25 protein-coding genes are annotated in these 23,573 nt (G+C 68.4%); 20 read left to right on the forward strand and 5 right to left on the reverse strand.

Translation table 11 applies throughout. The annotated features are described in order from the left end of the window. The 5 genes from ACIG5A_RS01910 to ACIG5A_RS01930 all read left to right on the forward strand — a co-directional run bounded on the left by ACIG5A_RS01910 (window position 1) and on the right by ACIG5A_RS01930 (window position 5,538). Complete coding sequence (locus ACIG5A_RS01910) at window positions 1-1,185, forward strand: acyl-CoA dehydrogenase family protein (RefSeq protein WP_397236643.1); 1,185 nt, start codon at window positions 1-3, stop codon at window positions 1,183-1,185. A gap of 15 nt (window positions 1,186-1,200) precedes the next feature. Next, window positions 1,201-2,835: an AMP-binding protein gene (locus ACIG5A_RS01915; RefSeq protein WP_397236645.1), complete on the forward strand. Its 1,635-nt coding sequence runs from the start codon at window positions 1,201-1,203 to the stop codon at window positions 2,833-2,835. Next, entirely contained in the window at window positions 2,832-3,278 is a 447-nt protein-coding gene (locus tag ACIG5A_RS01920; protein WP_397236647.1) for a RidA family protein, read from the forward strand. Before ACIG5A_RS01915 ends, ACIG5A_RS01920 begins: the two co-directional genes overlap by 4 nt. Next, window positions 3,275-4,747, forward strand: a complete 1,473-nt coding sequence (locus ACIG5A_RS01925; RefSeq protein WP_397236649.1) for a carboxylesterase/lipase family protein — start codon at window positions 3,275-3,277, stop codon at window positions 4,745-4,747. The genes ACIG5A_RS01920 and ACIG5A_RS01925 overlap by 4 nt, the downstream gene beginning before the upstream one ends. Window positions 4,748-4,935: 188 nt before the next feature. Then, window positions 4,936-5,538: a methyltransferase family protein gene (locus tag ACIG5A_RS01930; protein WP_397238776.1), complete on the forward strand. Its 603-nt coding sequence runs from the start codon at window positions 4,936-4,938 to the stop codon at window positions 5,536-5,538. A gap of 1,001 nt (window positions 5,539-6,539) precedes the next feature. Here ACIG5A_RS01930 and ACIG5A_RS01935 read toward each other — a convergent pair. Further along, window positions 6,540-8,003 (reverse strand): M28 family metallopeptidase, encoded by a 1,464-nt coding sequence (locus ACIG5A_RS01935; protein ID WP_397236651.1) that lies wholly within the window; start codon window positions 8,001-8,003, stop codon window positions 6,540-6,542. Window positions 8,004-8,346: 343 nt separating this feature from the next. Between ACIG5A_RS01935 and ACIG5A_RS01940 the strand changes: the two genes are divergently transcribed. The 3 genes from ACIG5A_RS01940 to ACIG5A_RS01950 all read left to right on the forward strand — a co-directional run bounded on the left by ACIG5A_RS01940 (window position 8,347) and on the right by ACIG5A_RS01950 (window position 10,690). Further along, on the forward strand, window positions 8,347-9,507 hold the full coding sequence (locus ACIG5A_RS01940) for an epoxide hydrolase family protein (protein ID WP_397236653.1): 1,161 nt from the start codon (window positions 8,347-8,349) through the stop codon (window positions 9,505-9,507). Between the two features lie 115 nt (window positions 9,508-9,622). Continuing rightward, window positions 9,623-10,003, forward strand: coding sequence for a PPOX class F420-dependent oxidoreductase (locus ACIG5A_RS01945; RefSeq protein WP_397236655.1), 381 nt, complete (start codon window positions 9,623-9,625; stop codon window positions 10,001-10,003). 90 nt (window positions 10,004-10,093) lie between these two features. Then, on the forward strand, window positions 10,094-10,690 hold the full coding sequence (locus ACIG5A_RS01950; RefSeq protein ID WP_397236657.1) for a GNAT family N-acetyltransferase: 597 nt from the start codon (window positions 10,094-10,096) through the stop codon (window positions 10,688-10,690). Here ACIG5A_RS01950 and ACIG5A_RS01955 read toward each other — a convergent pair. After that, window positions 10,687-10,950: a helix-turn-helix transcriptional regulator gene (locus ACIG5A_RS01955; RefSeq protein ID WP_397236659.1), complete on the reverse strand. Its 264-nt coding sequence runs from the start codon at window positions 10,948-10,950 to the stop codon at window positions 10,687-10,689. The two genes, ACIG5A_RS01950 and ACIG5A_RS01955, sit on opposite strands and share 4 nt — an antisense overlap. Before the next feature lie 79 nt (window positions 10,951-11,029). Between ACIG5A_RS01955 and map the strand changes: the two genes are divergently transcribed. The 7 genes from map to ACIG5A_RS01990 all read left to right on the forward strand — a co-directional run bounded on the left by map (window position 11,030) and on the right by ACIG5A_RS01990 (window position 15,858). Next, the gene (gene map / locus ACIG5A_RS01960) at window positions 11,030-11,794 is read left to right on the forward strand and encodes a type I methionyl aminopeptidase (protein WP_397236661.1); all 765 of its coding nucleotides are present in this window, start codon (window positions 11,030-11,032) and stop codon (window positions 11,792-11,794) included. A 5-nt stretch (window positions 11,795-11,799) separates the two neighbouring features. Next, the gene (locus ACIG5A_RS01965) at window positions 11,800-12,318 is read left to right on the forward strand and encodes a PadR family transcriptional regulator (protein ID WP_397236663.1); all 519 of its coding nucleotides are present in this window, start codon (window positions 11,800-11,802) and stop codon (window positions 12,316-12,318) included. 97 nt (window positions 12,319-12,415) lie between these two features. Next, entirely contained in the window at window positions 12,416-13,099 is a 684-nt protein-coding gene (locus ACIG5A_RS01970; protein WP_397236665.1) for a DUF969 domain-containing protein, read from the forward strand. Then, a complete protein-coding gene (locus ACIG5A_RS01975) occupies window positions 13,096-14,073 on the forward strand; it encodes a DUF979 domain-containing protein (protein ID WP_397236667.1) in 978 nt (325 codons plus the stop codon). Before ACIG5A_RS01970 ends, ACIG5A_RS01975 begins: the two co-directional genes overlap by 4 nt. Further along, on the forward strand, window positions 14,073-14,687 hold the full coding sequence (gene pcp / locus ACIG5A_RS01980; RefSeq protein WP_397236669.1) for a pyroglutamyl-peptidase I: 615 nt from the start codon (window positions 14,073-14,075) through the stop codon (window positions 14,685-14,687). Before ACIG5A_RS01975 ends, pcp begins: the two co-directional genes overlap by 1 nt. 31 nt (window positions 14,688-14,718) lie before the next feature. After that, window positions 14,719-15,102, forward strand: a complete 384-nt coding sequence (locus ACIG5A_RS01985) for a PPOX class F420-dependent oxidoreductase (protein WP_397236671.1) — start codon at window positions 14,719-14,721, stop codon at window positions 15,100-15,102. A gap of 162 nt (window positions 15,103-15,264) precedes the next feature. Then, window positions 15,265-15,858 (forward strand): hypothetical protein, encoded by a 594-nt coding sequence (locus ACIG5A_RS01990; RefSeq protein WP_397236673.1) that lies wholly within the window; start codon window positions 15,265-15,267, stop codon window positions 15,856-15,858. Window positions 15,859-15,921: 63 nt separating this feature from the next. Here ACIG5A_RS01990 and ACIG5A_RS01995 read toward each other — a convergent pair whose 3' ends face one another. Together ACIG5A_RS01995 and ACIG5A_RS02000 are read right to left on the reverse strand one after the other, a co-directional pair. Further along, on the reverse strand, window positions 15,922-17,307 hold the full coding sequence (locus tag ACIG5A_RS01995) for a metallopeptidase TldD-related protein (protein WP_397236675.1): 1,386 nt from the start codon (window positions 17,305-17,307) through the stop codon (window positions 15,922-15,924). After that, complete coding sequence (locus ACIG5A_RS02000) at window positions 17,304-18,833, reverse strand: TldD/PmbA family protein (protein WP_397236677.1); 1,530 nt, start codon at window positions 18,831-18,833, stop codon at window positions 17,304-17,306. The genes ACIG5A_RS01995 and ACIG5A_RS02000 overlap by 4 nt, the downstream gene beginning before the upstream one ends. 292 nt (window positions 18,834-19,125) lie before the next feature. Between ACIG5A_RS02000 and ACIG5A_RS02005 the strand changes: the two genes are divergently transcribed. Continuing rightward, the gene (locus tag ACIG5A_RS02005; protein ID WP_397236679.1) at window positions 19,126-19,788 is read left to right on the forward strand and encodes a TetR/AcrR family transcriptional regulator; all 663 of its coding nucleotides are present in this window, start codon (window positions 19,126-19,128) and stop codon (window positions 19,786-19,788) included. A gap of 74 nt (window positions 19,789-19,862) precedes the next feature. Here ACIG5A_RS02005 and ACIG5A_RS02010 read toward each other — a convergent pair whose 3' ends face one another. Further along, window positions 19,863-20,633 carry a TSUP family transporter gene (locus ACIG5A_RS02010; RefSeq protein WP_397236681.1) on the reverse strand — a complete coding sequence of 257 codons (771 nt, stop codon included), beginning with the start codon at window positions 20,631-20,633 and terminating at the stop codon, window positions 19,863-19,865. Window positions 20,634-20,706: 73 nt separating this feature from the next. On the opposite strand from ACIG5A_RS02010, the gene ACIG5A_RS02015 reads away from it, so the two are divergent. From ACIG5A_RS02015 to ACIG5A_RS02030, 4 genes are all read left to right on the forward strand, one after another. Further along, window positions 20,707-21,882 carry a sensor histidine kinase gene (locus ACIG5A_RS02015; RefSeq protein ID WP_397236683.1) on the forward strand — a complete coding sequence of 392 codons (1,176 nt, stop codon included), beginning with the start codon at window positions 20,707-20,709 and terminating at the stop codon, window positions 21,880-21,882. A gap of 78 nt (window positions 21,883-21,960) precedes the next feature. Continuing rightward, window positions 21,961-22,620 carry a response regulator gene (locus tag ACIG5A_RS02020; RefSeq protein ID WP_397236685.1) on the forward strand — a complete coding sequence of 220 codons (660 nt, stop codon included), beginning with the start codon at window positions 21,961-21,963 and terminating at the stop codon, window positions 22,618-22,620. Window positions 22,621-22,704: 84 nt separating this feature from the next. Further along, window positions 22,705-23,190: an FxsA family protein gene (locus ACIG5A_RS02025; RefSeq protein ID WP_397236687.1), complete on the forward strand. Its 486-nt coding sequence runs from the start codon at window positions 22,705-22,707 to the stop codon at window positions 23,188-23,190. Window positions 23,191-23,289: 99 nt separating this feature from the next. Beyond that, window positions 23,290-23,535 carry a ribbon-helix-helix protein, CopG family gene (locus tag ACIG5A_RS02030; protein ID WP_397236689.1) on the forward strand — a complete coding sequence of 82 codons (246 nt, stop codon included), beginning with the start codon at window positions 23,290-23,292 and terminating at the stop codon, window positions 23,533-23,535. Window positions 23,536-23,573: the final 38 nt, after the last annotated feature.

Raw genomic sequence — 23,573 nt, forward strand, 5'->3', positions numbered from 1 at the left:
ATGCGCGCGGAATACCTCGACTGGCCGTTCTTCGAGAAGGAGCATCGCGAATTCGCCGCCGAGCTGTCGGCCTGGGCGTGCGCGAATGTCGTTGTGGACCACCGCGCGCCGGTCGACGACACCTGTCGTGCGCTGGTGCGCGACCTCGGTGCGGCGGGCTGGCTGCGACATGCGGTCGCGGGCAGGGTATTCGGCGGTGCGGACGAGGTGATCGACACCCGCGCACTGTGTTTGGCCAGGGAGACACTGGCCCGCCACGACGCGCTCGCCGATTTCGCCTTCGCGATGCAGGGCTTGGGCTCCGGCGCGATCGGCCTCGCGGGCACCGATGAACAGAAGCGGCGCTACCTGCCCCGGGTCGCCGCGGGTACGGCGATCCCCGCCTTCGCGCTGTCGGAGGCCGAGGCCGGATCGGATGCCGTCGCGCTGGGCTGTCGGGCGCGTGCCGACCGTGACGAGTTCGTGCTCGACGGCGAGAAGACGTGGATCTCCAACGGCGGAATCGCCGACTTCACCGTGGTTTTCGCGCGCACGGGCGAGGCGCCCCGTGCCAGGGGCATCTCCGCCTTCATCGTGGACGCCGACACCCCGGGCTGTACGGTCGCCGAGCGGATCGACGTCATCTCGCCGCATCCGCTGGCCCGGCTGCGCTTCGACGGATGCCGAATACCGCGGGGGCAGTTGCTCGGTGCGCCGGGCGCGGGATTCCGGCTCGCGATGAACACACTGAACGTCTTCCGCATCTCCGTCGCCGCCGCGGCACTCGGTTTCGCCCGCCGTGCCCTCGACGAGGCGCTGGCGCGGGCCACCTCGCGCACCATGTACGGCGGGCGGCTCGCCGATCTCCAGCTCACCCAGGCCAAGCTGGCGCAGATGGCGACCACGATCGATACCGCCGCGCTGCTCACCTATCGCGCCGCGTGGGAGCGCGATCAGGGGCGATCGGTCATGCGCACGGCCGCCATGGCGAAGATGGCCGCGACGGAGGGCGCGCAGCAGGTGATCGACGCCGCCGTGCAGCTGTGGGGTGGGCTCGGTGTGGTCAGCGGGCATCCCGTCGAGCGGCTGTACCGCGATATCCGCGCGCTGCGCATCTACGAGGGGGCCACCGAGGTGCAGCAGATGATCATCGCCCGCGACCTCCTCCGTACCGAAACCGCTTCCCGCCCACCCGATTCCGACTGATTTCGCGAGAACACCATGAGCAGTGCGCATATCGACACCTTCGCCCGCGACCACCTGCCGCCGGTGGATCAGTGGCCGGAACTCGTCTTCGATCTCCCCGAGCTGCGGTTCCCAGACCGGCTCAACTGCGCGGCCGAACTCTTGGACCGGCAGGTGGCGCAGGGGAGTGGTGATCGGGTCTGCATCCGGGCCCCTGGCGGGCTGGTGTGGACCTACGCCGACCTGTGGGAGAAGGCGAATCGCATCGCGGGCGTGCTGGTGGACCAGATGGGTCTCGTCCCGGGTAACCGAGTGCTGTTGCGCGCCCCCAACAATCCGATGCTGGCGGCCTGCTGGTTCGCGGTGGTCAAGGCGGGCGGTATCGCGGTCACGACGATGCCGCTGCTGCGGGCCAAGGAATTGACGCAGATCGTGGCGAAGGCGCGAATCACGCACGCGCTGTGCGATGCGGCGCTGGCCGCGGAGTTGCGCGATACCGCGGTGACGAACGCGGGATTGCGCCAGATCCGCTACTTCGACTCGCACAGCACCGACGGCGCGGGGTTGGAGGCGGCAATGGAGTTGGAGCCCAAGCACTTCGACGCCATTGCGACCGCAGCCGACGACGTCTGCCTGATCGCGTTCACCTCGGGCACCACCGGTGTGCCCAAGGCGACCATGCACTTCCACCGCGACGTCATGGCCATCTGCACCTGCTTTCCCCGCCACGTACTGCGGCCACGCGCCGCGGACGTGTTCATCGGCAGTCCGCCACTGGCGTTCACCTTCGGACTCGGTGGGCTGCTGCTGTTCCCGATGGCCGTCGGCGCGTCGGCGGTGCTGCTCGAACAGGCCGGGCCCGCGCAATTGTCCGGCGCCATCCAGGAATTCGGCGCGACCGTCCTCGTCACCGCGCCGACGTCGTATCGGGCGCTGCTCGGGCGCGGCGTCGCCGCGGGGAGTACCGCACTGCGCAAATGCGTTTCGGCCGGTGAGGCGCTGCCCGCGGCGACCAGGGCGCAGTGGCGCGCGGCGACCGGTATCGAGATCATCGACGGCATCGGCGCGACCGAGATGCTGCACATCTTCATCTCCGCCGACGAGGACCACACGCGCCCGGGGGCCACCGGAATGCCGGTACCCGGCTATCGCGCGCGCGTGGTCGACGAGGCGGGTCGGCCGGTACCGCGGGGCACGGTGGGCAGGCTCGCCGTGCAGGGCCCCACCGGGTGCCGCTATCTCGCCGACGACCGGCAGACCGACTATGTCCGCGACGGGTGGAATCTCACCGGTGATTCGTACCTGATCGACGCGGACGGCTACTTCCACTATCAGGCGCGCACCGACGACATGATCATCTCGGCCGGCTACAACATCGCCGCGCCCGAGGTGGAGGAGGCGCTGCTCGCCCACCCGGCCGTGGCCGAATGCGCGGTGATCGGCGTACCGGACGAGGAGCGAGCGCAGGTGGTCAAGGCATTCGTGGTACTGCACGACGGTCACCCGGCCGATGCGGAGATGGCGACGCGGCTACAGGAATTCGTCAAGCAGAGCGTCGCACCGTACAAATACCCGCGCCAGGTCGCGTTCCGAGAATCCTTGCCGCGCACCGAAACCGGCAAACTCCAACGGTTCCGGCTGCGCACCACCGAACCGGAGGTCATGCGATGAGGCTGCTGCAACCGCCGGGCTGGCCGCCGCCGCGCGGCTACACCAACGGGGTCGCGGCGCGCGGCGAGCTGGTGTTCGTCGCGGGCATGGTCGGCTGGGACACCGAAGGGCGGTTTCCCAGCGACGATATGGCGGGCCAAGCGCGTCTTGCGCTGTCGAACATGCTCGCCGTGCTCGAACAGGCGGGCGCCGCACCGGCCGATATCGTCCGGATGACCTGGTACGTCACCGATGTCGAGGAATACCTGGGGTCACAGCGTGAGATCGGCGACGCGTTCCGTGAGCTGGTCGGCTGCTATCACGCGGCGATGACCGCCGTCGAAGTGGCCAGGCTGGTGGAAAAGCGCGCGAAGGTGGAGATCGAGGCCACCGCAGTGATTCCGAGCAGGCAACACCAGATCCTGCGTCGTGTGACGCGCCGAATCCCTTGGAGAAGACCATGATCGAGCAACCGACCGCCAAGACCACCGCGGGCGTGGTGCGCGGCCGCGCCGAGGAGGATGTGCTCGCCTTCCTCGGCGTACCGTACGCCGAGCCGCCGGTCGGCCCGCTCCGGTGGCGCTCGGCCCGGCCGCATCCCGGCTGGGCGGGCGTCCGCGACGCGACCGCATACGGCCCGTCGGTGCCGCAACCGTGGCGGCCCGGCAGCCAGCCGATGCTCGGCACGCACGGCGATCCGCCGTTCGCCGAGGACTGCCTGACGCTGAACCTGTGGACACCGGCCGTCGACGACCTGCGCAGGCCGGTGCTCGTCTTCATCCACGGCGGCGGATTCGTCACCGGCTCAGGTAATTTGGCGACCTACGCCGGGGACACCTTCGCCAGCGACGGAGACGTCGTCGCGATCTCGATCAACTACCGGGTCGGCGCGTTCGGCTTCCTCGCCGGACTCGGCGACGCCAATGTCTGGCTCAGCGATCAGGTGGCCGCACTGCGCTGGATCGTCGACAACGTCGCCGCATTCGGCGGCGACCCGGCCGCGATCACCCTCGTCGGCCATTCCGGTGGCGGCCTGGCCATCGCCGCGCTCGCACAGCATCCGGAGGCACGCGGCCTGTTCCAGCGCGGCGTTCTGCAAAGCCCGGCCTTCGGCGTCGACATGCAGACACCGGAGACCGCGCTGGAGCGGACCGTGGCACTGGCCCGCGAACTCGGCCATGACGACATCGAGGCGCTGCGCGACGAACCGTGGGAGCGCCTCGTCGCGGGCACGGCAGGGGTGCTCGCCCGGTCCGCGTCCTTCGGGCAGTGGGGCCTTGCCTTCTATCCGATGCTCGACGCGGCGACCATGCCGGCACATCCGATGCAGGCGCTGATCGATACCGATATCGACCTGCTGATCGGCTGGACCGAGAACGAGGCCACCTTCGCCTTCGGCATGGACCCGCGCTACGACACGGCCACCACGGCGGACGTCCGCGCCTGGCTGGACCGCACCCACGGCGATCGAGCGGGCGCCGTCTACGACAAGTACGCGACGGCCGATCCCGGCGCGCGCATCGTCGACCTCGTCTCCCGCATCGTCACCGACGAGTTCTTCCGCGACTCCTGCCTCCAATTCGTCCGGGCACGGGCAACATCGCGCCCCGTCCACGCCTACCAATTCGAGGTGACCACACCCCTGCGCGGCGGCACCCTCGGCGCACCCCACTGCCTCGATCTCCCCTTCACCTTCGCCAACCTGAACCGCTGGGCCGCAGCACCTTTCGTCCACAACCTCGCCCCCGGCGTAGTCCACCGCGTCACCGCCGCCCTCCATCCCGCCTGGATCGCCTTCACCCGCACCGGCGATCCCCACCACCCCGGCCTCCCGAACTGGCCGCGCTACACCGCCGATGAACCCGCCATACTCCGCATCGGCGACGACACCATCGAAGCATCGACCGCCGCAGGAGATTTCGAGATCGTCTAGCGCCTGCACGATCCGCATCGGCCGACTCACACCGCAGGCGAATCTGTCTGCCAGGTCGTCTTGTGGAGTCTCGGCATACAACGTGGCTCCGAGTGCGCGCGCCGCCAACCCATTGCATACATAGCAATATGTTTATATGTTTGGTGGTGCGTCACAAGCACTTCCGCACCAGCAAAGGGACCACGCTCATGGCCTTGGCCGCGCTCATCCTCTACGCCGTCTTCGCCGCCGCCGGTTTCGGCTGGCGCAGCTGGCAGCAGCATCGCCGCACCGGATCCACCGGATTCCGCGGCATCTCCGGACGCCCCGGCTCCGCGGAATGGTTCGCGGGGATCGCGTTCGTCGCCGCGATCATCACCGGAATCGGCGCTCCCGCACTGCAACTCGCCGGAATCCTGGCTCCGATCAGTCCGATCGACGCGAGCTGGATCGGGGTGCTCGGCGTGTTGCTCGCCGTCGCGGGCATCGCGGCGACCGTCTACGCGCAGCGAGACATGGGCGATTCCTGGCGGATCGGGGTCGACGCCAGCGAAACGACATCACTGGTGCGCGACGGCGTTTTCGCCCTCGTCCGCAACCCCATCTTCACCGCCATGAGCATCTTCGCGACCGGAATCGTCCTCATGGTCCCCAACCCCCTGTCCCTCATCGCCCTCACCCTGCTCATCACCGCGATCGAACTGCAGGTCCGCATCGTCGAAGAGCCCTACCTCACCCGCACCCACGGCCACACTTACCGCCGATACCTCCACACAGTCGGCCGCTTCGTCCCCCTCATCGGACGTCCCTGAGGTTCCACCACGCCGGTCGTCACGGTGACCGGCGTATCGCGGTTCACCACTGCCAATGCGATGAGTGTTGAGGTGAACAGGATTGCGGCGCCAGGGGATTGGGAGTCTTGACTGGCGCCGCTCGAGGCCTGTCCGATGAAGAAGAGTCCGATTGCGCCGCCCACCGACCAGCCGATGACGATCACTGCCGTCGAATGGTGGGCTATTCCAGTGGAGGCGGTGGTCCAGGGGGAGCAGCCGGAACGACCGAGAAGGTCATGCCTGGAATCATGGGACAGCGCTCACCGTGGTCGTTCAAAAAGGTTCCGCTCATGAAACTCAGAACGAGGCCGGGGCCGGTGCGTTGGTCGGCAATCGGAACGCTGGGACTGTGCCTTTCGAGCTCGGCGCCACCGATGTACGGAAAGCCCAACGCGAGCGAGGCTCCGGGGTTGATCCACACCACGCCTGCACCCGACGGCCCTGGGGGATACCCCCCGTCCGGGAAGAGCTGATATGTGATGCTCTCGGCCGTGGCGTCGGCGCTCGCCGTCGGCAGCGGGTGGATGCAGGCGGGTGAGATCGGCGTCGTGGGCTGGATCACGAAAGGCTCAGCCGCCGCGAGGGCAGGGGCAGTCATTGCGAAAGCCCCCACAGCGGTGATGACGAGAGACCGAACGGATTTCCTGGCTGCTGACATAGCGCATCATCCTTAGGCTCGGCCCGACCCGACCACGATTCTCGCACCGAAGTCGTAGTCGCGGTAGCGTGTCCGAAGCTCGTGTCGCCATCGCTGCTGACGCTCAGCGCGAGAGTTGTATTTCATTGTGGTGCAACTACTCTCGATGGGGCGTAGTTGGCGGGCGTAGTTCTTGTAGCGTCGCCACCCGGGCGAACACCTCATCGAAAACCGACCGTCGAGTCGAAACATCCTCGGCGGCCGCTCGCGGCCGGGCCAGCCTGTGTTTCAGAGATGGTTGGGGGCGGGCATGTGCCCGCCCCCAACCAGGTCGTAGCCGTCGTTACTGCTGCGCGGGCTGTTCCTCGGTGCTCGGGGCGGACTGCGCCGCCACGTCGCGGCCGGGCAGGTCATCGCTGGCGGCGTAGGTTTGCACCGCGTCGGCGATCGCGCCGGTGTTCACGGTCATCGCCTTGTCGTTGATGTTGGCGGTGGTATCGCAGGAGCGGTGGTAGCAGGGGTCGTAGGGGCGGCCGGCCTGGCCGCCGAACATCTGCTGTTCCTGGCGTGTCTTGGTGCCCTCCGCACCGGTGAACAGGCCGCCGACCGGGATATCGGCCCTCATGAACGGGCCATAGTCCGAGCGGCCGTCGAGGGCCGTGCGGACGTGCGGGAGGTTTCGGGAGTCGAAGTAGCGGTTGAAGTTCTGCTCGATCGCGGCGGAACCGGCCGGTCCGCTGCTGCCGTTGTAGATCTTGTACGCGAAGTTCGTCGAACCGATCATGTCGAAGTTGAGATAGAGCCCGATCTTGTCGCGGTCGGTCTGGGGCAGGTTCGACACGTAGTACTTGGAGCCGAGCAGGCCGAGTTCCTCGGCACCCCACCAGGCGAACCTGATCTTGTTCTTCGGCTGGAAGGTGGCCATCTGCAGTGCGACCTCGAGCAGTCCCGCGCTGCCGGAACCGTTGTCGTTGATGCCCGCCCCGGCGCGCACGGAGTCGAGGTGCGCCCCCGCCATCACGACCTTGTCGGCGTTGCCTTGCTTGCTCTCCGCCAGCACGTTGTGGGTCGTGGCGGGGATGGCCTCGGTGTCGGTCTTCAGCCGGATGACCGTGTCCGCCGAGGCGGCGAGGCCACTGCCGACGGCGAAGCTCGCGCCGACCACCGGGACGGTGACGCCGGTCTCGTCGAGAGCCTCGGTAAAGGTGTCGGTACGGCCGGACTGCCCCTCGTTGAAGATGATCACGCCCGAAGCCCCTGCGGCCTGGGCGTTTCGGGCCTTGTCGGCGAAGGTGCAACTGCCGCGCTGAATCAGGGCGATATTGCCGCGGGTGAAACCGGCGAAGTCCGCGGCCTCACAACCGGAGGTCGAGGTGTTCGGCTGCGGACCGGGCGGCAGGGTCAGGTCGACGCCCTGGACCGTTGCCCGCGCCTCGCCCGAGCCCGAATAGGTCAGGGTGGCGAAGTCGCTGAGTTCGCTGTGGCCCGGCGGGGTCGGTTTGTACGTAGTGCGGCCCGATGAGACCTGTTCCATGACCGCCGTCGTCCGTTCCCGGAAGGACTGGAAGGTGAACGGCTGCAGGGTCACCTGGTAGCCCGCGCGGCGTAGTTCTCCGGCCACGTAGTCGCGGGAGGCGTCGTAGCCGGATGTGCCCGCGGCGCGGGTGCGGCCGTTGGCGTTGGCGATGGCCTGGAATTTCTCCAGGTGCTGGTTGATGTTCGGCGCTTGGATCGAGTCGGCCAGTTGTCGCTCGGGCGGTGCGCCGGGTTCGGCGTACGCCGAACCCGTCAGCGCCAGCGAGAGCACGAGAGGTACGGTGGCGGCTGCGGCGATAATAGGGCCGGTTCTGACACGGCGGAAGATTCGGGGCATGTCGGCTCCTCCAGAGGGACGGATGAATTCCCGATGGTCGGACATTAAGCCGACGTGTCGGCTCGGTGAAACCCCAGTTGGTCAGTGGGGAAAGGGGTTTCGGACGCCGGACTCGGTTCGGGCCGACCGAGTTCTGCGCCGAACCGCAAGAGGCGGCTGAACATCGGCGGTGGGTCGCCTCGGTGCGGCGCCCGTCGGCCGAGCGCAGGAATCGAATCTGAAAGAAGCTGTGTATTGCGGAAGTAAGTCTTCCGCAATGGTTGGGAACGTAGTTCTCATGACCAACACAGCGATTCGTCCCTTCCGTATCGACATCCCGCAGGCCGAGCTCGATGATCTCCGGTCCAGGCTCACCGCGACCCGGCGACCGGATACCGTGCCGGGCACCGGATCTGATTGGGCGCGCGGCATCGCGCCGGACTATCTGGCCGAGCTCGCCGAGTACTGGCGGGACGGGTTCGATTGGCGGGCACAGGAACGCAGGCTGAATTCCTTCGATCAGTTCGTGACCGAGATTGATGGGCAGACCATTCACTTCTTCCATGTGCGATCGCCGGAGCCGGATGCGGTGCCGCTGTTGCTGACTCACGGGTATCCGAGTTCGGTGGTGGAGTTTCTCGAGTTGATCGGGCCGTTGAGTGATCCGCGGGCGCACGGTGGTGATCCGGGTGATGCGTTCCACGTGGTGATTCCGTCGCTACCCGGGTTCGGGTTCTCGGTACCGCTTTCGGCGCCCGGTTGGGAGTTGGCGCGCACCACCGATGCGTTCGCGGAGCTGATGAGCAGGCTCGGCTACGAGAAGTTCGTCGCGCAGGGCGGTGATGTCGGGGCGGGTGTGGCCGGGAGGCTGGCGGCGGTGTATCCGGAGCGGGTGATCGCCACCCATGTGAACAGTGATCGCGGTTCGCTCGGGCTGGTGGGGGAGCAGTTGCCGATGCCGGACGATCTGAGCGAGGAGGAGTTGGCCGTTATCGCTGAGCAGCGGGCGAATTGGGATGGGCAGAAGGGGTATCTGGTGTTGCAGACCACGCAGCCCAATGCCATCGCGGCCGCGCTGACCGATTCGCCGATCGCTCAATTGTCTTGGGTCGCCGAGAAATACACCGTGTGGACCGATCCGTCCCGTGCGGCGGGCGAGGCGGTGGATCGCGATCTGCTGCTGACCACCATCAGCATCTACTGGTTCACCCGCAGTGGTGCGTCGGCGGCGCAATTCCTTTGGGAGGTAGCGCATTCCGGGCTGGACTGGGTGGCGCCCTCGGGGGTGCCGCAGGGCTGGGCGGTGTTCAACACCCATCCGCTGATGCGCCGGGTGACCGATCCGGGTAAGCAGATCGAGCACTACAGCGAATTCGCCGAGGGCGGCCACTTCGCCGCGCTGGAGACGCCGCGCCTGCTGCTGGAGGATGTGCGGACCTTCTTCCGCAGGTACCGCTAGCGTCGAGAAGGCGGCGGCGTGCGCGGTCACGCCGCCGCGTACGCCGTGGGACGTACGCCGCGGATGTGTCCGTGGGCGGATGTCCGCCCGGCCGACGGTGCCTACCGTTTTCAGCATGACTTGGAACGATTTGAGCAAGAGCTCCTTCGCGCTGCTGACCACCTACAAGAAGGACGGCACCCCGGTCGGCACTCCCGTGTGGGTGGCGCCCGACGGCGACCGCATCGTCATCTGGACCACCCCGAAGACATGGAAGGCCAAGCGGATTCGCCGCAATCCCGATGTCACGCTGCAGGCCTGTGACGGCCGCGGCAAGCCGAAGGGCGACGAGGTGCTCGCGGGCAGCGCGCGCCTGCTCGATCCGGACGCCACCGAGCACGTGCGCCGGGTGGTCGCGAAGAAGTACGGCATCATCGGCCTGGTCGCCGTGCGCGGGCACAAGCTGTTGAAGGGGGCCGGCGCATCGGTCGGCATCGCCATCACCCAGAAGGCGTGATCGGCAGGAAATCGGACACCGAGTGGAGGATTTCGGCCAGAACGGACCGGCGACGGGCGTGATCGCGGAGCCTTGCGGAGCATCGATGTCATGGACGACATTCGAATCCGGCCGATGGTCGCCGCCGATATGGCCGCCGCGTGCGAGGTACTCGGGCTTGCCTTCGCCGACAACCCGAACACCCTCGCCCTCGCGGGCGGCGATCGGGTGAAGGCGGAGCGGATCATGCGCTCCGGTGTGCGCGTCGGCAAGCTCGGCCGCAAGTTCACCCAGGTTTTCGTCGCCGAGCGCGCGGGCGCGGTCGTCGCGGTGTTCAATGCCGCGCAATGGCCGCGCTGCCAGCTGAGCGCCGCGGAGAAGCTGCGGACCGCGCCGCGGATGCTCGGCCTGCTCGGCACCGCGCTGCCGCGGGCCGCGACGGCCATCAGGGTGATGGCGAAACACGACCCGGCGCAACCACATTGGCATCTCGGCCCGATCGGCGTGCATCCGGATCATCAGGGCAGGGGCATCGCCAAGACCATGCTGACCATGTTCCTCGGCACCGCCGACGAGCAGCGGATACCCGCCTACCTGGAGACCGATGTCGAGCGGAATGTCCGGCTGTATCAGAGCTTCGGGTTCGAAGTGGTCGACCGCGCGGACATCAACGGTGTCGACAACCGCTTCATGTGGCGGGCCGCTTAGGCGGAAGCGGCGAGTCCGGCCGAGCGCCAGATGTCGGCGAGCTCGTCGAGCGTCAGCCCGAGCACCTGGCTCAGCGCCACCACGGTGCCGAACGCGGGGGAGGGCAGGCGGCCGGTTTCGATCTTGCGCAGCGTCTCCGGCGAGATGCCCGCGGCGCGCGCGACCTCGGTGAGGTCGCGGTCGGCGCGCGCGGCGCGCAGCGCGGAGCCGAGGCGGCGCCCGGCCTCGATCTGGGCGGGGGTCAAGGGGAGACGAACCATGCGCTCCAGGGTACCCGAGATTTGGTATTAAAATACCTCCGCGGTTATCGTGGTATTAAAATACCGATCTGGAGGCGTGATGGTGGAGTTGAAGACCGCGGACGAAATCGACCGGATGGCGGTGACCGGGCAGTTCGTCGGGGAGGTGCTCGCCGAGCTGCGCACCCTCGCGCGCATCGGGGTGAACCTGCTGGAGCTGGAAGCTCATGTGCGCGAACGCATTCGCCAGCGCGGCGCGCAGTCGTGCTACTGGGACTACGCGCCGTCGTTCGGGCGCGGTCCGTTCCGCAACACCGTCTGCCTTTCGGTGAACGACGCTGTGCTGCACGGACTTCCGTTCGACTACGCGCTGTGTGACGGTGACGTGCTCACCATGGACCTCGCCGTCGGCATCGACGGCTGGGTCGCGGATGCGGCGACCACCGTCATCGTCGGTACACCCGACGCCGAGGACGTCCGGCTGGTCAGGGCGACCGAAGAGGCGCTGGCCGCCGCCATCGCGGTCGCGCTGCCCGGCAACCGGATCGGCGATATCTCCGCCGCCATCGCGGCGGTCGCCAAGGCATACGGCTATCCGGTCAACACCGAATTCGGCGGGCACGGACTCGGCCGCACCATGCACGAGGACCCGCACGTCCCCAATGCGGGCAGCGCGGGGCGCGGCTTCACACTGCGACCCGGCCTGACCATCGCCATCGAACCGTGGTTCGCCCGCACCACCGCCCGCATCGTCACCGACCCGGACGGCTGGACCATCCGGTCGGCCGATGGATCGCGCACCGCGCACAGCGAACACACGATCGCGATCACCGACGGCGCCCCGCGGGTGCTGACCGCCGCCTGAGCAAGGTGCTGCGGCTGCGTCAGCCCACCCACGGCTATGCCGTGCGCCGCGAACTGCTGTCCTGGCGCGCCGGGAACTGGACGAATGTGAAGCCCGGTTCGATCTATCACGCGCTCAGGCAGCTGGCCCAGGAGGGCAAGCTGAGCACGCTCGGCTCCCAGGGCAGTGATCAGGGGCCGGGCCGCACGCTGTTCGAACTCACCGCGGCGGGCGAGACGGAGTTCCGCAGGCTGATGGACGCGGCGCTGGTGAGCGTCGACATGGAGGAACTCGGCGCCGCCATCGCGTTCATGGACGCGCTGCCGCGCGCGCACGTGCTCGAGAAGCTGCGCGAGCAACGCCGCCGCAGCGCCGAAGTGCGCGACCAGCTAATCGGCATGACCGGCGACTTTCCCGGCCGCTACGCCCCGCCGCACGCGACCGATCTGCTGGAACTGTGGGGCAGCGTTTTCGACAATCCGGCCGGGTGGACCGGCGGCATGATCGAGCGGCTCGAGGCGGGCGAATACCGGATGCCGGACTAGCTGAACACTATTAACTCAACTCCCGATCGCTTGCGGGGTGTGACCGGCGCAACTTACTGTCAGCCGTTCGATCAGTCCCACTGCCAGCGGAGAATGTGTGCTCGTCTTCATAGGTGTCGCGCTCGTCGTCATAGGATTCGCGCTTCGATTCAATCCCATGCTCGTCGTTCTGGTTTCGGGGATCGTCACGGCGCTGCTCGGCGGCCTGACGCCGGGCGCCATCCTCGACGGCATCGGCAACGGCTTCGCGGGCAGCCGCGGTGTCACGGTCTACATCGTGACGCTGCCGGTGATCGGCCTGCTCGACCGTTTCGGCCTCCAGCAGCAGGCCGGCAAGCTCATCGGCAAACTTCGAGCGGCCACCACGGGCCGGATCCTCGCGGGCTACCTGCTGGCCAGGCAGGGCACCGCGGCGCTCGGCCTGACCGGAATCTTCGGTCCCGCACAGACCTTGCGACCGCTGATCGGGCCGATGGCGCTCGCGGCGGCCGAACGCAAGTACGGCGAGCTGACCGATCGCCAGATCGAACGGGTGAAGGCCTATTCCGCCAGCGCCGATACCGTCGGCCTGTTCTTCGGCGAGGACATCTTCATCGCGATCGGCAGCGTGCTGCTGATCACCGGATTCGTCGGCACCACATACGGTTTGCAGCTCGACGCGCTGGAGATCGCGCGCTGGGCGATTCCGACGGCCATCTGCGCGTACGCGATTCACGCCTCGCGCCTGCTGTGGCTCGACAGCTGGCTGTCCCGGCGCACGGAGGCGGTGGCGGTCCGATGATCAACGCCGAATGGCTGTACTTGATGCTCGGCCTCTTCTTCTTCACCATCTCGGTGTTCGCGCTGCGGCAACACGAAAATCCGCGCAGGGCAGGCGCGTTCGCGTTCTGGGCGCTGCTCGGCATGTGTTTCTGCTACTCCACCTTCGTCGTGAACAAGACGGCGCCGCCGTGGCCGCTCGGGCTCGCGGTGATCGTGGTCGGGCTGCTCGGCGGCACCGGCGCGCTCGGCAAGGCCACGGAGAACACCACCTCGGTCGAGGAGCGCGAAGCCGCCGCCGCGAAGCTCGGCAACAAGCTGTTCGTGCCCGCGCTGCTGATCCCGCTGGTCGCGCTGGTCTTCGCGACCATGGTCGCCTCGATCAAGGTGAACGGAAAGCTGTTGCTGGCCAGCGGAACTCCGACGCTCACCGGGCTCGGCGCCGGTGTGCTCGTCGCGCTGGTCGCCGCGATGGCGCTGCTGCGCCCGGCCGGGCGCAGCGGGCTCGGTGTCGCGCTCGGCGAAGGTTCGCGGCTGGCGCAGTCGATCGGCTGGGCGCTGCTGCTGCCACAGCTGATCGCCGTGCTCGGCCTGCTCTTCGACAAGGCAGGCGTCGGCAAGCAGGTCGGCAAGGTGTTCGGGACGATACTGCCGGACGGTTCGCTGTTCGCCGCGGTGCTGCTCTACGGCCTCGGCATGGCGCTGTTCACCATCGTGATGGGTAACGCGTTCGCCGCGTTCCCGGTGATGACGGCGGCCATCGGCTGGCCGGTGCTCGTCGCGCAGTACCACGGCAATCCGGCGCTGATCTTCGCCGTCGGGATGCTCTGCGGCTTCTGCGGGACACTGTGCACGCCGATGGCGGCCAACTTCAATATCGTGCCCGCGGTGCTGCTGGAGATGAAGGACCGCTACGGCCCGATCAAAGCCCAACTGCCGACCGCGATTCCGCTGCTCGCATGCAATATCGCTATCATGTACTTCTGGGGGTTCTGATGCGCACCGTGCTGATCACCGGATTCGAGCCGTTCGGCGGCGACGAGCGCAATCCGTCCTGGGATGTCGCATCGCTGCTGGCCACGCGTCAGCCGCTGGCGGACGCCGAACTCGTTGCCGCCCAACTGCCTTGCGTCTTCGGTGCGGCGCTGACCGAACTCGACGAGGCGATCGCCGAGCACCGGCCCGAGCTGGTGATCAACGTCGGTTACGCGGCGGCCTGGACCGACATCACCCTCGAGAAGGTGGCGATCAACCTCGACGACGCCCGGATTCCGGACAACGCGGGCGCGCAGCCGGTGGACCGTCCGGTGGTCGCCGGCGGCCCCGCCGCCTACCTGGCCGGACTGCCGGTCAAGGCCGCGGTCGCCGCGGTCCAGGCGATCGGTCTGCCCGCGCGGGTGTCGTTCTCCGCGGGCACCTTCGTCTGCAACCATGTCTTCTACGGCCTGCTGCACCGGATCGCGACCGAACGGCCCGGCCTGCGTGGCGGTTTCGTGCACGTGCCGCCGACGCTGACCGTCCCGCAGCTGGCCGACGCGCTGACCGCGGTGCTGCGCACCTGCCTGGACACCGAGGTGGATCTGGCGGTGCCCGCGGGCACGCTGCACTGATCAATCGCGGTGTGCCCGATACGCTGCCACCATGACGAATGCGCTGGGAGCCGTCGGTAAGGCCGAATACGTGCTGCTGACCACGTTTCGCAAGGACGGCACGCCCGTCGGCACGCCGCTGTGGGCGGTGGCCGACAGGGACAAGCTCTACGTCTGGACCGTCACCGACAGCTGGAAGGTGAAGCGGCTGCGTCGCAACACCGCGGTGACGGTGCAGCCGTGCACCGTGCGCGGCGTGCCGCGCGGCGAGGCGGTCGAGGGCACCGGCCGCATTCTCGACGGCGCCGAAACCGATCGGGTGCGCAAACTGCTGATGCGCAAGTACTTCGTGCTCGGTCCGATCACGGTGCTCGGCAGCGTGCTGCGCCGCGGCAAGTCCGGGACCATCGGCATCGAGATCACCCCCGCGTCCTGAACCGCGGCGACGATCTTGGTCCGTTGACCATTTGTTATGTCGGATTTGCCTGAATGTGTATGAAATATCAAGGCGTCCAACATAACTGATCGGGGTGAAATGGGTTATCGTTCCCTGTTCCGGCCGCTCGATGCCGGAGACTAGGGGAGTACAAAAGTGAAGATGAAGAAGTACGCGGCGACCGCGCTGCTGGCGATCGGCGCCACGGCCATCGCGGCGGGGACGGCCCAGGGGTCGCCCGCACCGGCCGACGAGGCGTTCAAGCCGATGCTGGTGCAACAGGGGAGCGAGAACGGGGTGAACTACTCCGCGGAGCTGGCCTCCGACACTCGCAGCCTCGCCGCGACGACGGCGAACGGCAAGTTTGGGTTGACCGCCGACGCGGTCACCCTCTCCGATGACAAGGGCGCGGTGGTCGCGACCTTCCCGTTGGCGTACCAGATCGCCGACAAGACGGTCACGCTGACGCCCGCCATCGGCGAGGACGGCCACAAGGTGGAGCTGACCAACGGCGCCGCCGCGACCGACGCGCCCGCGAAGGTCATCAGCTACTACAGCGACAACCTGCGCCTGCAGCGCGCGGGGCAGTCGGCGGGCATCGGTGCGCTGATCGGCGCGCTGCTCGGCCTGCCGCTGCTGATCGGCATCATCCCGGGGGCGGTCTTCGGCGCGCTGCTCGGTGCGATCGTCGGTTACACCATGCCGGTCGAGGAGGCGCCGCCGGCGCCCGCACCGGCCCCGGCGCCCGCCGGGTAGTAGCCGAAAACCGGAACGCCCCCGGCACTTTCGTGCCGGGGGCGTTCTCCTGTCCGGAATCGCTCAGGTCGCCTGGCTGACCGAGGACATGTGGAAGTCCGGAATTCGCAACGGCGGCATGGCCGTCCGGGTGAACCAGTCGCCCCATTCGCGGGGCAGCGTGGTCTCGGTGGCGCCCGCCTCGCTGACCCGGCGCAGCAGATCGATCGGGCTCTCGTTGAAGCGGAAGTTGTTGACCGCGCCGGTGATCGCGCCGTCCTCGACCAGATACACGCCGTCCCTGGTGAGTCCGGTGAGCAGCAGCGTGGCCGGATCGACCTCGCGGATGTACCAGAGCGTGGTCAGCAGCAGCCCGCGTTCGGTATTCGCGATCATCTCGTCCAGCGTCGCGCCGGAGCCGCCGGACAGCAGCAGGTTGTCGCCGGGAACCGTGACGGGCGTATGGAATTCGGCCGCGGCGGCACGCGGGTAGACCAGCGATTCGATGACACCGTCGCGCAGCCAGTCGACCCGCTCGATGGGCAGGCCGTTGTCGAAGACCGAGATCGAATCCGAGGAGCTGCCGGTCGCGACGAACGGGGTGAACTCCAGGCCGCGTGCCGCCGGATCGGAGTACAGCGTGAGCGGAATATCGGTGAGCCGCTCACCGACCCTGGTGCCGCCCGGCTTGGCGAAGGCGGTGTGGCCCTCCTGTGCGCCGCGGCCCTCCATCGTCCACATCAGGTAGATCATCAGATCCGCGACCGCCGAAGGGGGCAGCAGGGTTTCGTAGCGGCCCGCGGGCAGCTCGACCCGCCGCTTCGACCAGTCCAGCCTGCGCGAGAGCTCGGCGAGCATGGCCGGTGTGTCGACATCGGTGAAGTCGTGCGTGCCGACACCGACCCAGGCACTGGCCAGATCGCTGCCCTCGCCGCGCTTTCCGTTGATCTCCAGCGTGCCGGTCGGCTGCACGAAGCGGCGCCGGATGCCGGTGGAGGTGCCGAGCCAGGTGGTGTGGATGCGGTGGTGGGCGAAGCCGTAGAGCCGATCGGCCGCGTCGAAGCCCTTGGACAGATCGCGGGCGAGATCCGAGAACACCTCGATATCGGTGCTGCCCGGCGCTTCGGCCCAGTCCGCGGCGGCCGGACCCGTCGGATCGAGCAGCGGCATGGCGTCTTTCGCGGGTTCGGCGGAGCGGGCCGCCTCTTCGCTCGCGCGGACAACGGCCTCGATCGACTCCGCGTCGACGCTGGTGGCGCGCACGCTGCCGACCCGCGCGGAATGCGGGCCCTCGCGCAGGATCGACACCACCGCCCAGTCGCGCGAGACCGAGGATCCGTTGGTGGTCATGGAATTCCCGGCCCACCGCAGCGACGCCTCGTGCAGGTCGGTGACGATCACGATGGTCTCGTCGGCGCGCGCCAGCCCGAGCGCCCGCTCGACCAGATCGCCCGCGGAAATAAAACTCACTGCCCCGCCTCCGTCCGGGTGTTCAGAATGTTGATGCCGCGCACCAGAACCGACGGGCAGCCGTGGCTGACCGCGGCAACCTGCCCGGGTTGTGCCTTGCCGCAGTTGAACGCGCCGCCGAGCCGCCAGGTGGACGGCCCGCCGACGGCCTCCATCGCACCCCAGAAGTCGGTGGTGGTGGCCTGATAGGCGACATCGCGCAGCTGGCCGTCGAGCTTGCCGTCGCGGATGCGGAAGAACCGCTGCCCGGTGAACTGGAAGTTGTAGCGCTGCATGTCGATCGACCACGACTTGTCGCCGACGATGTATATGCCGTTGTCCACCCGCGAGATCAGCTCCTCGGTGCTGGTGTCCCGCTCGGGATCCGGCTGCAGCGAGACGTTCGCCATGCGCTGGATCGGTACGTGGTGCGCCGAATCGGCGTAGGAGCAGCCGTTGGAGCGGTCGAGGCCGAGGCGCGGTGCGAAGACGCGATCGAGCTGGTAGCCGACGAGAATGCCGTCGCGCACCAGATCCCAGCGTTGCCCGGCAACGCCCTCGTCGTCGTAACCGATGGTGGCCAGGCCGTACTCCTGGGTGCGGTCACCGGTGACGTGCATGATCGGCGTGCCGTACTTCAGCGTGCCGAGTTTGTCCGGCGTCGCGAACGAGGTTCCCGCGTAGGCGGATTCGTAGCCGATGGCGCGGTCGTATTCGGTGGCGTGGCCGATGGATTCGTGAATGGTCAGCCACAGGTTGGTCGGATCGATCACCAGATCGGTGGGGCCCGCGGTCACCGTGGGCGCCTTCATCTTCTCGGCGAGCCAGGCCGGGATCTGCGCGAGTTCGCCGTCCCAGTCCCAGATTCCGTCCGCTCCGGTGACGTACTCCCAGCCGCGGCCCGCGGGCGCGGCGAGGGTGCGCATCGTCTCGAAGCCGCCCGCGGCGGCGTCGACGGCGGTGGCCTCGAACACCGGATGCAGGCGCACCCGCTGCTGGGTGATCCTGGAGCCCGCGGTGTCGGCGTAGAAGGTCTGCTCCTTCACCTGCAGCACCGACGCGGTGACGTGGTCGACGCCGTCGGCGGCGGCCAGCCGTCCCGAATAGTCCTGCAGCAGTGCGACCTTCTCGGTGGTCGGCACCGCGAACGGGTCGATCCGGTAGCCGGAGACCCAGTGCGCGTCGGCGTAGCGCGGCTCGTCGGCGAGCGCGACGTGCTCACGGTTGAGCGCGCGCAGCGTCCTGGCGACGTGCACGGCGCGGCGGGCCACCTCGGCGGCGGTGTCGGGGGTGAGCGCGGCATGGGAGGCGAAACCCCAGGTGCCGTCGACGATCACCCGGACGGCGAAGCCGAGGTCGGTCGAATCGGTGACCGATTCGACGCGGCCGTCACGCAGCCGGATGGATTGGGTCACCAGTCGGTGCACCCGCAGGTCGGCGTGCTCGGCCCCGGCCACCCTGGCGGTGGAGAGCGCGGCGTCGGCCAGCAAGCTCAGTGGGAGGGCAAGGAATTCGGCGTCCACATCCCTGGAAGTCGCGGTGGTCACCCGGACAACGCTAGTCGCTCGGTGTCCGGTGGCGGTGCCGGTATCGCGATTACACGCCGTGCGAACTTGCATGCGATGCAAAGATGCACGAAATGCGTACTCGCACACCATGCTAGAGCGATGCGGTGTGGCGCGCGCCACTCAGGCTACGCCCAGTGGGCGCTGTCGGGCGCAGCCCGTCCGCAGACCTGCGCATGGCCGGAGCGAATGCGGAGGTACGCCTAGTTGATCTACGGCGCGCGCGAAACCCGGCCTACCACATCTACGTTGCGAAATGCCGTACTGTGCCCGCGTGCCGCCATCCGCCCTCCGCGATCGTAAACGGGAACGTACCCGCCGAGCCCTGCTCGAGGCAGCCGTCGAGCTCTTCGAGACCAGAGGCTATGAGGAGACCACGGTGGCCGACATCGCCGCCGTGGCCGAGGTCGGCACCAGGACCTTCTTCAACTACTTCGCCAGCAAGGAAGAGCTGCTCTTCCCCGAGGAGGACGAGCGGGTGCGCGCCGCGGTCGCCGCCATCGGCAGCCGCCGTCCCGGCGAGCGACCCGTCGAGGTGCTGCTGCGCGCGTTGCGCGCGGCGGGCGACAATCCGGGCGAACACCTCGTCGACGATCTCGGCGCCAGAATCGCCGGTATCCGCGCGCAGGTGTCGCGCACCGTGCCCGCGGTGAGCGGGCGCGCCGCGCACGCGCAGCTGCTCGCCCAGCGCGAGATCGCGCGCCAGCTGCACATCGCGTTCCCCGCCGAGCTCGACGAGGTCGGCGCCGCCGCACTGGTCGGCGCGGTCGTCGGCGCGGTATCCGGCGCGCTCACCGTGCTGTTCCAGAGCCCGCACGCGGGCGCCGAGGACGGCGAGCGGCTGCACCGGCGCATCCACGAGACCACCTCGCGGGTACTGCAACCCTGGCTGGCCGCCTCGTGCACCCACGCGGAATCCAAGCACGCCACACCCTGATTCGGCGGGCAGTGCTTTTGGGCAACACGTAACCCGCACGGTGCGAGTCTTACGAGCGCCGCAGGCGCTGCAAATCAGACAGAGAACTGCTGCCAGCCCAGGCGGATCACCATCACGACGACCACCACCAGCAGCACCATCCGCACGAAGCCCGCGCCCTTGCTCAGCGCCATGCGCGAGCCGACGATCGATCCCGCGATATTGGCCACCGCCATGGAAAGGCCGAGCGCCCACAGGATGTGGCCGGTCGCGGCGAAGAAGATCAGCGCGCCGACGTTGGATCCGCAGTTGATCACCTTCGCCATCGCGGCGGCGCGCACGAACTCGGTGCCGAGCAGCGTGGCGAAGGTGATGATCAGGAAGGTGCCGGTACCAGGTCCGAGCAGGCCGTCGTACAGGCCGATGAGCCCGGCGGCCAGCGCGACGACCAGGATGGTCTTGCGCCGGGTCGGCGCGTGGGTGGCCATGGTGATGCCGATCGATGGGCGCGCCGTCACGAAGATCGCGACGCCGACCAGCACCACCATCACGATCGGGATGAACAGGTCGCGGTTGATCAGCGAGACCGCGGCCGCGCCGGTCGCGGCGGTCACCGCCGCGATCGCGGCCGCGGGCAGCAGCACCTTCCAGCGGATCGGCACCTTCCTGGCGAAGGTGGCCACCGCGGCGCCGGTGCCCGCGACCGCGGCGAGTTTGTTGGTGCCGAGCGCGGTCTGCGGGGTAATCCCCGGCGCGACCAGGAACAGCGTCGGAAGGATGATCAACCCGCCGCCACCGACCACCGCATCCACCCAGCCCGCGGCCGTCGCGGCGACCAACAAGGCCGCCCAGTCTGCAAAATCCACGCCGACAAGACAATCAGACGTGGGATGAGTGCCGCGCACCGCCATCCGCGGTATCGGACCTAGGCTGACCTCCGTGCGCAGGTTCAGTCTGTGGCTTCGTGGCAAGCCCGTCGTTGCCGACTCGATCATGGCGTTCGCGTTGATGATGCTCGATATGACCGGCATCGCGAACAGCACGAACAAGGTCGTCTACCTGCTCGTCGCGCTGTCGCTGCCGATCCCCGTCGCGTTCCGCCGGGTGTCGCCGCGCATCATGGCCGCGCTCACCCTGCTCTTCTCCTACGGCACCACGGTGCTCGGCTGGGCGCTGAACGACAAGACGACCCACGCCGGGCTGCTCGCGCTCGGCATCATGCTCTACACGCTGGTCGCCTACGTCGGGCGGCGCGACGGCATGCTGTTCGTCCTCGGCCTCGTGCTCGACACCGTGATCTCGATCGTGCTGCTGCACCAGCCGGTCTGGGAAACCTTCGGCATCCTCGTGCTGCTCTACGCGCTGTGCTGGACGCTGGCCGAATTCAACGGTGCGCGACACGCTTACGACGCCGAGGTGACCGCGCGGCTCGCGGTCGCCGACTACGACAGGGAGCGCCGCGCGCACGACGCGGTCGCCGCCGAGCGCACCCGCATCGCGCGCGAACTGCACGACGTCGTCGCGCACGCGGTGAGCGTGATGATCGTGCAGGCCGACGGCGCGAAATACGCACTGCGGCAGAACCCGGACGCGGCCGAGCAGGCGCTCACCACCATCGCCGCCACCGGCCGCGACGCACTGCGCGAGCTGCGCCGCACCGTCGCGCTGCTGCGCACCGAGCACGCGCCGGAACAGTTGCCGCAGCACGGCACCGCGGGCCTGGCCAGGGTGGTCGAGATGATGCGCGGCACCGGTCTCGCCGTCGAACTCGAGCTCACCGGCGAACTCGACGACATCAGCCCGGAGATCAGCCTCGGCGTGCACCGCATCGTGCAGGAGTCGCTGACCAATACGCTGCGGCACGCGGGCGCGCATCCGATGGCGTGGGTTCGCGTGCGCCGCACCGAGACCGACGTGCTGATCGAGATCACCGACAGCGGCGGCGAGCCGGTGCACGCCGGCCAGGCGAACCGGATCACCGGCAGCGGCCTCGGCCTGGTCGGCATGCGCGAGCGGATGGCGGTACTCGGCGGCACCCTCGAGGCCGGGCGCACCGGCGACGGCGCGTGGCGGGTGTCCGCGACCATTCCGCTCGCGCCCGAACATCGCGAATAGCCGTTGCGACGCAATCGGATTCCGGGTTGGCGCGATGTGGCGCACCGTCCGGCGGTCGCCGGAGGCTAGATTGATCGGGTGCCGATCACCGTTCTCGTCGTCGATGACCAGGAGCTCATGCGCATGGGGCTCAAGATGGTGCTCGGCGCACACGCCGACCTCGAGGTGATCGGCGAGGCGGCCAACGGCGCCGAGGCGGTGCGCAAATCCGCCGAACTGCGCCCGGACGTGGTGCTGATGGATGTGCGGATGCCGGTGGTCGACGGCGTCACGGCGGCGGGCCAGATCGTCGAGGCGGGCCACGGCTGCCGGGTGCTGGTGATGACGACCTTCGATCTCGACGAGCACGCGCTCGGCGCGCTGCGCGCCGGTGCGAGCGGATTCCTGCTGAAGGACACGCCGCCGGAGGATCTGGTCTCCGCGATCCGCAGCGTGGCCGCGGGCGACGCGGTGGTATCGCCGAAGGTGACCAAGCGGCTGCTCGACCGGCTCATCGCCGAGGATCCGACGCATATGCGCGATCCCGCGGTGCTCGATGTGCTCACCGCCCGCGAGCGCGAGGTGCTCGAGCAGATCGCCGCGGGCCGGTCCAATGCCGAGATCGCCGAACAGCTGTTCCTGTCCGAGGCCACGGTCAAGACCCACGTCGGCCGGGTACTCACCAAACTCGGCCTGCGCGACCGGGTCCAAGCGGTGGTGCTCGCCTACGAGACCGGGCTGGTGCGGCCGGGCGGTTGAGATCTCAGCCGATTGTCAGCCGGGATCGGGAGAAAAATCGGACTCCGGGGCGTTGGTAGGGGTAGATCGTCCGAAAGGATCGCCATGCCCGCCCTACTGTTCGTGCTCTACGTGGTCGTCGAGCTCGCCGCGCTGTTCGCCGTCGGCAGCTGGCTCGGCGTCGTCCCCGCCATCCTGCTGCTGATCGCGGGCTCCGCCGCGGGCATGCTGCTGATCGGCTCGCAGGGCCGCCGCGTCTTCGAACAGTTCCGCCGCGCGGGCCGCGGCGAGATCCCACCCGGTACCGCCGTCGCCGACGGGGCACTCGTCGCGGCGGGCGGCTTCCTCATGTTCGTGCCAGGCCTGGTCACCTCGGTGCTCGGCCTGCTGCTCCTGCTGCCGCCGACCCGGTTCCTGGTCCGCCCGGTCGTCACCGCGGTGGCGGCACGCCGGTTCGGCCCGCTGGTCACCGCGACCGTGCCGTATCGCGGCGTCATCATCGATGGCGACGACGTGATCGACGGCAGTGTGGTCCGCGAGTACTACGACGACGGCCAGGGCAAGGCGCACCGCATCATCGACCCCGCCTGACACCGCGGCCGAGCATCGATTCGGCCGAAAAAACGGACAAGTCGGATAGGCGACCGCCCGGGTATCGATTCGCGAGGTCGGCGGGACTATCGTTCCTGGGTGGCCACCACACAACTCACCATCACCGTGGACGAGGAACTGGCCGCAACCGTTAGGCGAGCGGCCGAAGAGTCGGGGCAGTCGATCTCCCGATTCGCGGCAGCGGCGTTGCGATTGCGACTGATTGCTATGGACACCGGGGTCGCGCCGGATGCCGACCATCGCCGGAGCTGTGATTCGCTCGCGTACAACGATGTCGTCGCTCTGCTGGCGCTGCCGTGTGACAGCGCCGACAGCTCAGGGTGAGAAGAGTCGCCCACCCGCCGCGTGCCGACGCGGCGCTG

It is taken from the genome of Nocardia sp. NPDC052566 (assembly GCF_044547285.1).
GTDB lineage: Bacteria > Actinomycetota > Actinomycetes > Mycobacteriales > Mycobacteriaceae > Nocardia.

Excerpts from the sequence above, each read along its gene's own strand:
- ACIG5A_RS01990 (WP_397236673.1), top strand. The coding sequence starts at position 15,265 with ATGAAGAAGTACGCGGCGACCGCGCTGCTGGCGATCGGCGCCACGGCC.
- ACIG5A_RS01950 (WP_397236657.1), top strand. The coding sequence starts at position 10,094 with ATGGACGACATTCGAATCCGGCCGATGGTCGCCGCCGATATGGCCGCC.
- map (WP_397236661.1), top strand. The coding sequence starts at position 11,030 with ATGGTGGAGTTGAAGACCGCGGACGAAATCGACCGGATGGCGGTGACC.
- ACIG5A_RS01910 (WP_397236643.1), top strand. The coding sequence starts at position 1 with ATGCGCGCGGAATACCTCGACTGGCCGTTCTTCGAGAAGGAGCATCGC.
- ACIG5A_RS01940 (WP_397236653.1), top strand. The coding sequence starts at position 8,347 with ATGACCAACACAGCGATTCGTCCCTTCCGTATCGACATCCCGCAGGCC.
- pcp (WP_397236669.1), top strand. The coding sequence starts at position 14,073 with ATGCGCACCGTGCTGATCACCGGATTCGAGCCGTTCGGCGGCGACGAG.
- ACIG5A_RS01925 (WP_397236649.1), top strand. The coding sequence starts at position 3,275 with ATGATCGAGCAACCGACCGCCAAGACCACCGCGGGCGTGGTGCGCGGC.
- ACIG5A_RS01985 (WP_397236671.1), top strand. The coding sequence starts at position 14,719 with ATGACGAATGCGCTGGGAGCCGTCGGTAAGGCCGAATACGTGCTGCTG.
- ACIG5A_RS01955 (WP_397236659.1), bottom strand. The coding sequence starts at position 10,950 with ATGGTTCGTCTCCCCTTGACCCCCGCCCAGATCGAGGCCGGGCGCCGC.
- ACIG5A_RS02025 (WP_397236687.1), top strand. The coding sequence starts at position 22,705 with ATGCCCGCCCTACTGTTCGTGCTCTACGTGGTCGTCGAGCTCGCCGCG.
- ACIG5A_RS01920 (WP_397236647.1), top strand. The coding sequence starts at position 2,832 with ATGAGGCTGCTGCAACCGCCGGGCTGGCCGCCGCCGCGCGGCTACACC.
- ACIG5A_RS01930 (WP_397238776.1), top strand. The coding sequence starts at position 4,936 with ATGGCCTTGGCCGCGCTCATCCTCTACGCCGTCTTCGCCGCCGCCGGT.
- ACIG5A_RS01915 (WP_397236645.1), top strand. The coding sequence starts at position 1,201 with ATGAGCAGTGCGCATATCGACACCTTCGCCCGCGACCACCTGCCGCCG.
- ACIG5A_RS01975 (WP_397236667.1), top strand. The coding sequence starts at position 13,096 with ATGATCAACGCCGAATGGCTGTACTTGATGCTCGGCCTCTTCTTCTTC.
- ACIG5A_RS01945 (WP_397236655.1), top strand. The coding sequence starts at position 9,623 with ATGACTTGGAACGATTTGAGCAAGAGCTCCTTCGCGCTGCTGACCACC.